This window comes from Luteibacter sp., assembly GCF_009912395.1.
Classification (GTDB): domain Bacteria; phylum Pseudomonadota; class Gammaproteobacteria; order Xanthomonadales; family Rhodanobacteraceae; genus Luteibacter.
Map to the genome: position 1 here is coordinate 1 of NZ_WNDO01000052.1, position 9553 is coordinate 9553.

The following is a 9553-nucleotide window of genomic DNA, read 5'->3' on the forward strand; positions in this document are numbered from 1 at the left end:
ACGAGCTCGCGATCCGTCGTTCCAGCGCACGCTGGAACCCAGCGCGGTGCAATCGGTTATCGCGTCGCGGCCTCCTACGCAAAAGCCGATGCGGCGCCCTCGCCATGCTGGTGAACCGGGGCGCTGGATTCCTGTTTTCACAGGAACGACGGGTTTAGGGTAGGGTCAGCGTCGCGATCAAGCCGCCGCCTTCGCGGTTCGCCAGGCGCAGGTCGCCGCCGGTGGAGCGGATGAGTTGTGTCGCGATGGCCAGGCCGAGGCCCGCGCCGCCTGTGTCGCGATTGCGGGAGCCTTCCAGCCGATAGAACGGCTGCAATACCTCGTCGAGCTTGTCCTCGGGGATACCCGGACCGCGATCCGCCACGGTGATGCGCAAGCCATCGACACCATCGCGCGCCAGCCCGACTTCGGCCGCGCCCGCATACTTGAGCGCGTTATCGATGAGGTTACCCAACACGCGCCGTAGCGCCTGCTGACGTACCGTGGCGTGGCCTTTGATACGACCGTCCAGCGTCACCGGCTGGCCCATGTCCTGGTAATCGAAGACGATGCTTTCCAGGAAATCCGACGGATCGATGCGCACCGGCACCTCCGACCCACCATGCGCACTGCGTGCATACGCCACGCCTTCGCGCACCAGGTGCTGCATCTCCTGCAGGTCGTTCAACAGGCGGTCGCGCTCGGGGCTGCCATCCAGCGACTCCGCACGCAGTCGCATGCGCGTGATCGGCGTCTGCAAATCATGCGAGATGGAAGCCAGGATATGCAGGCGCTCCTTGAGATAACGCCCGATACGGTCCTGCATCTCGTTGAACGCCGTGGCGGCCTGCGCCACTTCCGTCGGGCCGTCCTGACTCATGCGCGGACCATCCGTCCCCGGACGGATCGCCTCCGCCGCCTGGGCGAGATGCGCCAGCGGACGCGTGGCGAAACGCACCGCGAACCACGTGCAGACCAGCAACAACACCAGCTGGAGAACGAAAACGAACGGCAGCCAGTCGGCCACCGGCACGATGCCGCGCGGCGTCACCACCAGGGTCAACGTGGAACCGTCGTGCAGGATGAAATGGATCTGGTAGCGCTCGGGCGACATCGAGATGGTGTCGCCATGCACCTTGTATCCGGCGCCCGCCTCGCGCTCGATCATCTTCATGACGGCACGGGACCGCTCCGTCACCAACGGCACGCCATGCTCGCCCGGACCGAGTACGAAAACGTAGTTGTCACGGGCGAAACGGCTAAGCCATGCCGGACGCTCGGCGGCAGGCAGGCCATCGATCACCGCCACCGAGGTACCCACGTCGCGCTCCAGCGTATTGAGCATCACGGTGGTGGCACTCTGGTAACGCTCATAGAACATCAGCGCGAACGACAGCACATGCGCCAGCAACAAGCCGGAGAAGATGATCAGGTACAGCCGCGAGGCCATGCTTCGCGGCCACCAGCGGGGCCGTTTCGTGTTCACGCCACATCCCCGTGCACGGTCACCGACATGCAGAACACATAGCCTTCGCTACGCACCGTCTTGATGTAGCCCTGATCCTTCGCATCATCGCGAAGGCGCTGGCGGAGATGACTCACGAGCAGGTCGATGGAGCGGTCGAACAACTCCGCGTCGCGCCCCTGAGTAAGGTTCAACAGCTGGTCGCGCGAAAGCACACGCTGCGGATGGTCGAGAAACACGCGCAATAGGCGGAACTCCGCGCCGCTCAGCGACACCACCGTACCGTCCTCGTCGAGCAGGTGGCGCGCCGTGGTATCGAGGCGCCAGCGACCGAACGACAACGCGTGGGTAGCCTCGGTGATGCGCAGGTTGGGTGGGAGCATGCGCGTACGATGGATCACCGCCTTGATGCGCGCCAGCAGCTCGCGCGGCGAGAACGGCTTGGTGACGTAATCGTCGGCGCCCATCTCCAGGCCGATGATGCGATCCGTCTCGTCGTCGCGCGCGGTGAGCAGAAGCACCGGCACCGCACGATGGCGGCCACCGCGCAGGTTACGGCAGAGCACCAGCCCGTCGTCGCCGGGCATCATGATGTCGAGCACCACCAGGTCGAAGGCCGAGGTGTCGAGCTGCGCCATCATCTCGCGGCCGTCGGCCGCTGGCGTGGCGCGCAGGCCATTTTTGCGCAGGTATTCCACCACGCCGGTGCGGATGCCATGGTCGTCGTCGACGACGAGGATATGGTCGATGTGTTCCACGTTCTGATGTCCCATGATGGCGTCCCCCTCAGGCCTTGCGCAGCAGGTCGCGGACCCGGGCCTCGGTATCCTCGTAGTTTCCTTCACCCACGTGGCGATAAACAATGTTGCCGTCGCGGTCGATCAGGTAAAGCGCCGGCCAGAAGCGATTATTGAAGGCATTCCAGGTGCGATAGCCATTGTCGGTCGCCACCGGCCAGGTGATGCCGAAGCGACGGATGGCCGCCTGCACGCTGGCCGGGGAACGCTCCTCGTCAAACTCGGGCGTATGCACGCCCACCACCACCAAGCCGTCCTTCGCGTAGCGCTCGTAGAGCGCCTTCACGTGCGGCGTGACGTGCGCGCAGTTGATGCAGTCCCAGGTCCAGAACTCCACCAGCACCACCTTGCCGTGCAGGCCGGCCATGGTGAGCGGTTCGGAATTGAACCAGCGATCGATGCCCTGGAACTCGGGCGCCGGCATGACGGCGTTCGCGTCCTTCGTATAGGCGTTGGCGAAACCGCCGGGCCAGGAGGCCGAGACGGCGATGATCAGGGCCACCAGGGCCACGGCGATGCGATAGGGGGACATGGGCGTTCCTTGAAGGAATAGCGGGCCGGCCGGTGCCGGGTCGCTGCCATTGGACGATTCACGCGTATATCCGGGATGTCCTCGCGCAGGGACTTTTGTATCCGTCTGTACAGGCCGCCAGCGGCCTTCCCCACCCCGTTGTGTATCCGAATGTGTACGGACGCCCCCGCTACACATTCCGTTGCCCTTTGCCCCCGAACGGGACACAGGCGGGATACGCCGCTGCGGTCTGATGTCCACACCGGCCGATCCGAGGCCGACCACCCCAGACCACGCAACGGAAATCACGACCATGGCCCAGATCGACAACGTCCTCTACACCGGCAAGACCCACACCACCGGCGGCCGCGACGGCAACGCCCGCAGCAGCGATGGCCGCCTGGACATCAAGCTGTCCGCCCCCGGCTCCACCGGCGCCGGCACCAACCCGGAACAGCTCTTCGCGGCCGGCTGGTCGGCCTGTTTCATCGGCGCCATGGGCCTCGCCGCCCGCGAACGCAAGATCGCGCTGCCGACCGATACGGCGGTGGACGCCGAGGTCGACCTCGGCCATGGCGACAACGGCTATTCGCTGCGCGCCCACCTCGTCGTCAGCCTGCCGGGCCTCGACCGCGAGACGGCCGAAGCCCTTGTCCACGCCGCGCACGGTACCTGCCCGTACTCGAAGGCCACCCGCGGAAACATCGACGTCGAACTGACCGTCGCCTGACCCCTGCCCCCACTCAACGGAGAACGCCAATGAACCGCACCTACAGCCGCCTCGCCGCCACGCTGGCCCTGGGCCTCGCCACTATCGCCACGGGCGTGCACGCCGACGACGCGAAGAAGCCGATGGAGAAATGCTTCGGCGTGTCCCAGGCCGGCAAGAACGACTGCGCCGCCGGCCCGGGCACGACCTGCGCCGGCACGGCAAAGAAGGACTACCAGGGCAACGCCTGGGTGCTCGTGGAAAAAGGCACCTGCACCAGCATCAAGACGCCCAAGGGCCACGGCACCCTCGAGGCCCAATCGTGAGCACGGCGGCGCGGGACGCGACAGCGACCTCGCCGCTGGCCCGCTGGGCGGAACGCATTCCCCAGGCGTTTCTGCTGCTGGTGGCCCGCTTCGGCATCGCGGCCGTGTTCTTCCAGTCCGGCCGGACGAAGGTGGATGGGCTGCTGACCATCAAACCCTCGACCTACGAGCTGTTCTCGTCCGAGTACGCCCTGCCGCTCGTGCCGCCCTCGGTGGCGGCGCACATGGCGACGTATGCGGAGCACCTGTTCCCCCTCCTCCTGGTGCTCGGCCTGATGACCCGCGTCTCGGCGCTGGCCCTGCTCGGCATGACGACGGTGATCGAGGTGTTCGTCTACCCGGACGCGTGGCCCACGCACCTCTCGTGGGCTGGCCTGCTGCTGCCGCTCGTGGCGCGCGGTGGTGGGAACTGGTCGCTCGACCGCGTCCTGCGCCGCCGTTGATTCCCGTCCCTTCCTTCTTCCCACCTTCCGGACCATCCCCATGCGCAAGCTGCTTTCCCTCGCCATCGCCGCCCTCGCCCTCGGTGGCGCCACCGCCGGCTTCGCCGCCGACGCTCCCTCGCCCCCGGGCGTCCACAACATCGTGATCGTCCCGGGCGCCTTCGTGGACGGGTCGGGTTGGCGTGTGGTGCACGACATCCTGATCCACAAGGGCTACACCGTGACCGTGGTGCAGCCGCGCATCGAATCGCTGGCCGACGACGTGGACCAGCTCGCCGACCGCATCCGTAAGCAGGACGGTCCGACGATCCTGGTCGGCCATAGCTACGGCGGCATGGTGATCACCCAGGCCGGCGAGCGCGACAAGGTGAAGGGCCTGGTCTACGTCTCCGCGCTGGTGCCCGAGGTGGGCGAGACGCTCAGCCAGCTGCTCGGCTCGATGCCTTCGCCCAGCAACGACGTGGCACCGACCCGCGAAGGTCGTCTCTACGTCTCGGAAGCGAAGTTCGCCGACGACGTCGCCGCCAACCTCACGAAGAACCGCACCGACTTCATGGCGATCTCGCAGGTGCCGGGCACCACCAAGGCCTTCGGCTCGACCACGCAGATCGCCGCATGGCACGACAAGCCGGTGTGGGCCGTCGTCTCCACGCAGGACCGCGCCCTCAGCCCGGACCTGCAGCGCTGGATGTACCAGCGTGCCCAGGCCAAGGTCACCGAGATCGCCGGCAGCCACGTCACCTACATCTCGCAGCCCGAGAAGGTCGCCGCCGTGATCGAGGAAGCCGCGCGCAGCGCGAAATAACGCCTCCCCTCCCTGCCACCACCGGTCCACGAGGACCACCCCCAACCCAGGAGAACCACCATATCCGTCGCCACCAAATCCCGCACCGGTTTCGCCGCTGCCGCCGCCCTCGTCGCCCTCGCCGTCGCCTCCATCGGTTCGCCCGTGCAGGCTGCTGACAAGGGTGCCGCCGAACAGCCGGGCCGCTGCTACGGCGTGAACAACTGCAAGGGCGAAAGCCTCTGCGCCACCGCCAAGCACGACTGCAAGGGCCTCAACAACTGCAAGGGCGAAGGCGTCGTCGTGAAGACCCCGAGCGAGTGCAAGTCGCTCGGCGGCACCACCACCGAGCCCGCCGGCAAGTGATCCATCCCGAGGGGCCTGCATCGACGGCCCCTCTCTTTCGAGCAGGAAACACGCCATGACCACGCCTCCGACGACGTTCTCCGGCTACGGCCTCGGCCTGCGCCGCGAGCATTACCGTGACTTCCTCGACACCGACGTGCCCGTCGACTTCGTCGAGGTGATCTCGGAGAACTTCATGGTGGACGGCGGCCAGCCACTGCACATCCTTCGCCAGGTGCGCGAGCGGCATCCGGTGATCCTCCATGGCGTATCGATGTCGATTGGCTCGGCCGATGGACTGGACCGCGACTATCTGCTGCGCCTGCGTGCGCTCGCCGATGCGATCGATCCGCTCTACGTGTCCGACCACCTCAGCTGGTCGCGTGTCGCCGGCTTCAGCTCGCATGATCTGCTGCCCGTGCCATATACCGAAGAAGCGCTGGACATGGTCTGCCACAACATCGACATGGCCCAGGGCATCCTCGACCGCGCCATGCTGTTCGAGAATCCCTCCAGCTACGTCGCCTTCGATGGCGCCACGCTGCACGAGTGGGAATTCCTCGCCGAAATGTCGAAGCGCACCGGCTGCGGCCTGCTGCTGGACGTCAATAACGTCTACGTCAGCGCGAGCAATCACGGCTTCGACGCCCACGCCTTCCTGCGCGGCATCCCGGCGGAGCGCGTACGACAGATCCACCTCGCTGGCCACACGCAAGGCCCCGGCATCCTCATCGACACCCACGACCAACCGGTCTGCGACGACGTGTGGGCGCTCTATGCCACCGCCGTCGATTTGCTCGGCCCCGTCGCCACCATGATCGAACGCGACGACGACATTCCGCCCCTCGCCGACCTGCTCGACGAACTCGCCATCGCGCGCGGCATCGGCCAGCGCAAGCAGGAGGCCGCATGAACCTCGCCCAGTGGCAGAACGACTTCCGCCAGTGGCTGCTGACCGGCAACGAAGACAATGCCCGCGTCTTCGGCCATTGCGCGACGCTCGGCCTGGACATCTACCAGAACAACTACCGCACGCAGCTCGTCCGCTGCCTCGGCGTGAGCTACCCGACGATTGCCCGATGGCTGGGTGAAGACGCCTTCCGCGAAGCCGCCATCACCCACATCGAAACGCATCCGCCGCGCGGTTGGACGCTCGACACCTACGGCAAGGACTTCGAAGACACGCTGTCCACGCTGTATCCGCACAACCCCGACCTGCACGAACTGGCCTGGATCGAATGGGCCCTGTCGGAAGCCTTCGTCGCCACCGATGCCCCCGCGCTGTCGCGCGACGCGTTATGGAACGTGGACTGGGAAACCGCCAACCTCCACCTCACACCGAGCCTGCGACTGCGCACCGCCACCACCAACGCGGACGCGATCTGGCAAGCCTTGCAGGAAGACAATGCCCGCGCACCGGACGGCGAGATGCTCGACATTCCCGGCGGCCTCATCGTATGGCGCCGCGAATACACCTCGCGCCTGCAACGCGTGGACGCCGTGGAATACGCCGCCCTACGTAGCCTGCAAGACGACCCACGCTTCGACACCCTGTGCGAACACCTGGTCGACCGCCTCGGCGAAGAGGCCGGCATCGCCCGCGCCGGCACCCTGCTGGCCGACTGGCTAGATGCCGCCCTAATCACCACAATAACCCCCGCTTAATGTGGGAGCGCGCTTGCGCGCGACAGGTGCCATCAATAAGCCAAAACCAAGCGCCCCCCAAATCGCCCCCCCTACACATCCCACCGCGACACAATCCAAAACCCTACCGCCGCGGATGTCGCCAACGACATCCCTATCATCGCGGTATGAAACACCAGCAAGGCCATGTCGTCGCTCGGATGAATCCAAACCTGGATCATCAGGTGGTCCAATGCCAGCAACATCACAATGGCACCAATAAACGCCCCCACCGCAAAACCGCGTGCCCCTCGCCTGGCGAGATGGTCACCCTGGCGTTGATCGATAAAGATCAGGACATTGATCAGCATCAGAAAGAGCGCCACGCCGATCTGCACATTCTCGATGCCCATGCCGTGCTCAATGCCCATGTAGCACCTCGTTCAACAACGCGTCGGTGGAGGCATCGGCATCCACCACCACCCACCGCTCGTGTGTGTCCTTCATCTCAGGCTCCTTACGTAGGTACCGCACCCCATCCCGGTATGACACGCCATGCGAGCACGGCGTGCCACCCTCCAAAACACAACGGTCTGGACATTGCTCCGGGACGACAAGGGGCTCCGGCGTGTCCGTGACCGGACGCCGGGCGGCTTGATATCGGAAGTAGAAACGGCTTCAGCGCCCCGTGAACCGGCACGCGGTAACGCGCCGGGTAGTTACGGCAAGGCAACACTCACGGGCGCGGCAAAGCCGCGATTCGTCAACCGCGTTCGGGATAGGCCGGAACGGCCCGGGCACCGGAGGGTGGGCCACCGCGGAGAAGCGGCGGGCGGGTGAGTACCGTATGATTGGCGATAGCCATCAGCAGTGATTCCTTGTTGTGAAGGATGACTCGGTGGTTAGCGTGTCATCGGGGACTGCAATCCCCGGTGGCTCGCGCCCTCACCGCCTTGGAGCGAAGGCTGACGACGACACGTTGATATGGATCACGCCGTCAGCAAGATCAACGTAGCAAATCAATAAGCGATTGTCTGTAGGCGTCGCCCGCGGGTTGAGAAATTTCCTCAACTCATGCTCATACGCGGTATGCAAATAAATCCATCAAAGTTTAGCTTCGTACTTGTCATCACCACGAAGATAGGAAGCTGTTGGTAGACGAGGACTCCATCCCACTGATTGGGTCGTCTTCAACTCAGCATACCGATCAAAGAAAGCTCGACTCAGCGCCAGCAGGCCAACGAGCATGATCAAGCCGCTAATATATAGTTCCATTCGATATCTTCGTGCCCGCGCACTCATTACGTCGCCCACACCACACCAAGAAACGCCCATTCGTTCAACGGCATAAGCTTGACCCTCAAGAGAATCATCTTGATAAGGAATGAAGCGAACCGTGAGGCGGTCCCCAATCTGCACATCATCACGTGCGCGAGCACAGTTTGTAAGACCGATGGAGTAAGTGACTTCCATAGCTTCAAGGTCAACACGCGTATTGGAACAGCCGAAACGTCCGCATGCCGTACTTTTTTGAACAACGGTTCCAGTCACGTTACGAAGAAACCGCATATCCGGCGGTGCGTAGCCTGCCAAGGTGGTCGCAAGGAACGGAATACCGAGCAAAAGCGACATCACGGCGACACACAGAGGCACCTGCGACGTCTTGTGAACAAGCCAAATGAACATCGACCGAAACCACTCATTTGCAATTCAAAGTCACCAGAAAATTCACTCGTCTTGCTTGGACGGGCGGACTTAAGAATCTCTCTTCCGGGTCAAGGATAGAAGGGCAATTCTTGCACTAGCTCAATAACGCCTGGCTCTAGACTGGCCCCCAGTAACCATGAAACGGATCTTGAGGAGAAACCAGCCTCCACGTGCGACCCGACACTATGCACCTGAACCATTTCTCTTCAAAACCCATTCCTGCATAGCTTCCCTGAACAGAAATTGGCTGCAATACTCCCGCCTCAATCTGACCACCAATCCAAGCAGAAAAGCGTTCATATTCCTTTGGAGATGAAAAACTCTCTATTACCTCCCAAACACATTCATTCATTGCCTTGCCCAATAAGTACTGACCATAGTGAACGTACTACGAGTAAGCGCTTCGGTGGCGTTAGGCTCACCATCCATTACCGACGAGCCGGCTTTGAATGCCCTGAAGGAAGCTATCAACTGCTACGGTCGTCCAAAGTACCCATTATCTCATCTGCCAAATCGTGATCCGAAAGTGCAAGCCTCATGTAGCATCCTGATCTTGCCCCCGTTTCACGGACACCCCTATAAGCGATTAACTATCGCAATAGGAGGTGGACGATGACCAAGAGCAAGGCAGGCAGAAAGGGGCAGGAGTTCAGCCTGGAGTTCAGGCAGCAGGCACTGTTGCGAGCGGCCACAGAAGGGGTAACCACGGTGGCTCGTGATCTGGGGTTGCAGCCTGCCCAGCTGTACAGTTGGCGCGCCCAGGCGCGGCGGCACGACCAGGACGATCAGGCACAACGCTTGGAGTTGGCCGAACATGCACGGCTCAAACGTGAAGTGGCGCGGCTGGAGGAGGAGAACGCTTTC

General features: G+C 63.5%; 13 protein-coding genes. 8 read left to right on the forward strand and 5 right to left on the reverse strand.

Translation table 11 applies throughout. The features are described 5' to 3' along the window. Positions 1–154: 154 nt before the first annotated feature. The 3 genes from GAK28_RS24695 to GAK28_RS24705 are packed head-to-tail and all read right to left on the reverse strand — an operon-like array spanning position 155 to position 2773. Positions 155–1465, reverse strand: coding sequence for a HAMP domain-containing sensor histidine kinase (locus tag GAK28_RS24695; protein ID WP_291785571.1), 1311 nt, complete (start codon positions 1463–1465; stop codon positions 155–157). Then, entirely contained in the window at positions 1462–2202 is a 741-nt protein-coding gene (locus GAK28_RS24700; RefSeq protein ID WP_291785598.1) for a response regulator, read from the reverse strand. The genes GAK28_RS24695 and GAK28_RS24700 overlap by 4 nt, the downstream gene beginning before the upstream one ends. 28 nt (positions 2203–2230) lie before the next feature. Continuing rightward, on the reverse strand, positions 2231–2773 hold the full coding sequence (locus GAK28_RS24705; protein WP_291785574.1) for a redoxin family protein: 543 nt from the start codon (positions 2771–2773) through the stop codon (positions 2231–2233). A gap of 292 nt (positions 2774–3065) precedes the next feature. Here GAK28_RS24705 and GAK28_RS24710 point away from each other — a divergent pair, with 292 nt between their 5' ends. The 7 genes from GAK28_RS24710 (at position 3066) to GAK28_RS24740 (ending at position 7024) form a co-directional block, all read left to right on the forward strand. Beyond that, entirely contained in the window at positions 3066–3482 is a 417-nt protein-coding gene (locus GAK28_RS24710; RefSeq protein ID WP_291785576.1) for an organic hydroperoxide resistance protein, read from the forward strand. A 29-nt stretch (positions 3483–3511) separates the two neighbouring features. Beyond that, the gene (locus GAK28_RS24715; RefSeq protein ID WP_291785579.1) at positions 3512–3787 is read left to right on the forward strand and encodes a DUF2282 domain-containing protein; all 276 of its coding nucleotides are present in this window, start codon (positions 3512–3514) and stop codon (positions 3785–3787) included. Further along, positions 3784–4230, forward strand: a complete 447-nt coding sequence (locus GAK28_RS24720; RefSeq protein ID WP_291785581.1) for a DoxX family protein — start codon at positions 3784–3786, stop codon at positions 4228–4230. Before GAK28_RS24715 ends, GAK28_RS24720 begins: the two co-directional genes overlap by 4 nt. A 40-nt stretch (positions 4231–4270) precedes the next feature. Continuing rightward, a complete protein-coding gene (locus GAK28_RS24725) occupies positions 4271–5035 on the forward strand; it encodes an alpha/beta hydrolase (protein WP_291785583.1) in 765 nt (254 codons plus the stop codon). Positions 5036–5179: 144 nt separating this feature from the next. Beyond that, a complete protein-coding gene (locus GAK28_RS24730) occupies positions 5180–5380 on the forward strand; it encodes a hypothetical protein (protein WP_291785587.1) in 201 nt (66 codons plus the stop codon). Between the two features lie 55 nt (positions 5381–5435). Beyond that, a complete protein-coding gene (locus GAK28_RS24735) occupies positions 5436–6272 on the forward strand; it encodes a DUF692 domain-containing protein (protein WP_291785589.1) in 837 nt (278 codons plus the stop codon). Then, a complete protein-coding gene (locus GAK28_RS24740; RefSeq protein WP_291785591.1) occupies positions 6269–7024 on the forward strand; it encodes a DNA-binding domain-containing protein in 756 nt (251 codons plus the stop codon). The genes GAK28_RS24735 and GAK28_RS24740 overlap by 4 nt, the downstream gene beginning before the upstream one ends. 71 nt (positions 7025–7095) lie before the next feature. Here GAK28_RS24740 and GAK28_RS24745 read toward each other — a convergent pair whose 3' ends face one another. Together GAK28_RS24745 and GAK28_RS24750 are read right to left on the reverse strand one after the other, a co-directional pair. After that, positions 7096–7413: a hypothetical protein gene (locus GAK28_RS24745; RefSeq protein ID WP_291785593.1), complete on the reverse strand. Its 318-nt coding sequence runs from the start codon at positions 7411–7413 to the stop codon at positions 7096–7098. 673 nt (positions 7414–8086) lie between these two features. Beyond that, a complete protein-coding gene (locus tag GAK28_RS24750) occupies positions 8087–8668 on the reverse strand; it encodes a hypothetical protein (RefSeq protein WP_291785595.1) in 582 nt (193 codons plus the stop codon). 633 nt (positions 8669–9301) lie between these two features. Here GAK28_RS24750 and GAK28_RS24755 point away from each other — a divergent pair. After that, positions 9302–9553: transposase (locus GAK28_RS24755; RefSeq protein WP_291781585.1), on the forward strand; the 252-nt coding region annotated here is incomplete at its 3' end.

What these genes read in the sequence shown, in the direction of transcription:
- GAK28_RS24705 (WP_291785574.1), bottom strand. Translation starts at nt 2,773, where the DNA reads ATGTCCCCCTATCGCATCGCCGTGGCCCTGGTGGCCCTGATCATCGCC.
- GAK28_RS24710 (WP_291785576.1), top strand. Translation starts at nt 3,066, where the DNA reads ATGGCCCAGATCGACAACGTCCTCTACACCGGCAAGACCCACACCACC.
- GAK28_RS24715 (WP_291785579.1), top strand. Translation starts at nt 3,512, where the DNA reads ATGAACCGCACCTACAGCCGCCTCGCCGCCACGCTGGCCCTGGGCCTC.
- GAK28_RS24725 (WP_291785583.1), top strand. Translation starts at nt 4,271, where the DNA reads ATGCGCAAGCTGCTTTCCCTCGCCATCGCCGCCCTCGCCCTCGGTGGC.
- GAK28_RS24735 (WP_291785589.1), top strand. Translation starts at nt 5,436, where the DNA reads ATGACCACGCCTCCGACGACGTTCTCCGGCTACGGCCTCGGCCTGCGC.
- GAK28_RS24740 (WP_291785591.1), top strand. Translation starts at nt 6,269, where the DNA reads ATGAACCTCGCCCAGTGGCAGAACGACTTCCGCCAGTGGCTGCTGACC.
- GAK28_RS24745 (WP_291785593.1), bottom strand. Translation starts at nt 7,413, where the DNA reads ATGGGCATTGAGCACGGCATGGGCATCGAGAATGTGCAGATCGGCGTG.
- GAK28_RS24750 (WP_291785595.1), bottom strand. Translation starts at nt 8,668, where the DNA reads ATGTTCATTTGGCTTGTTCACAAGACGTCGCAGGTGCCTCTGTGTGTC.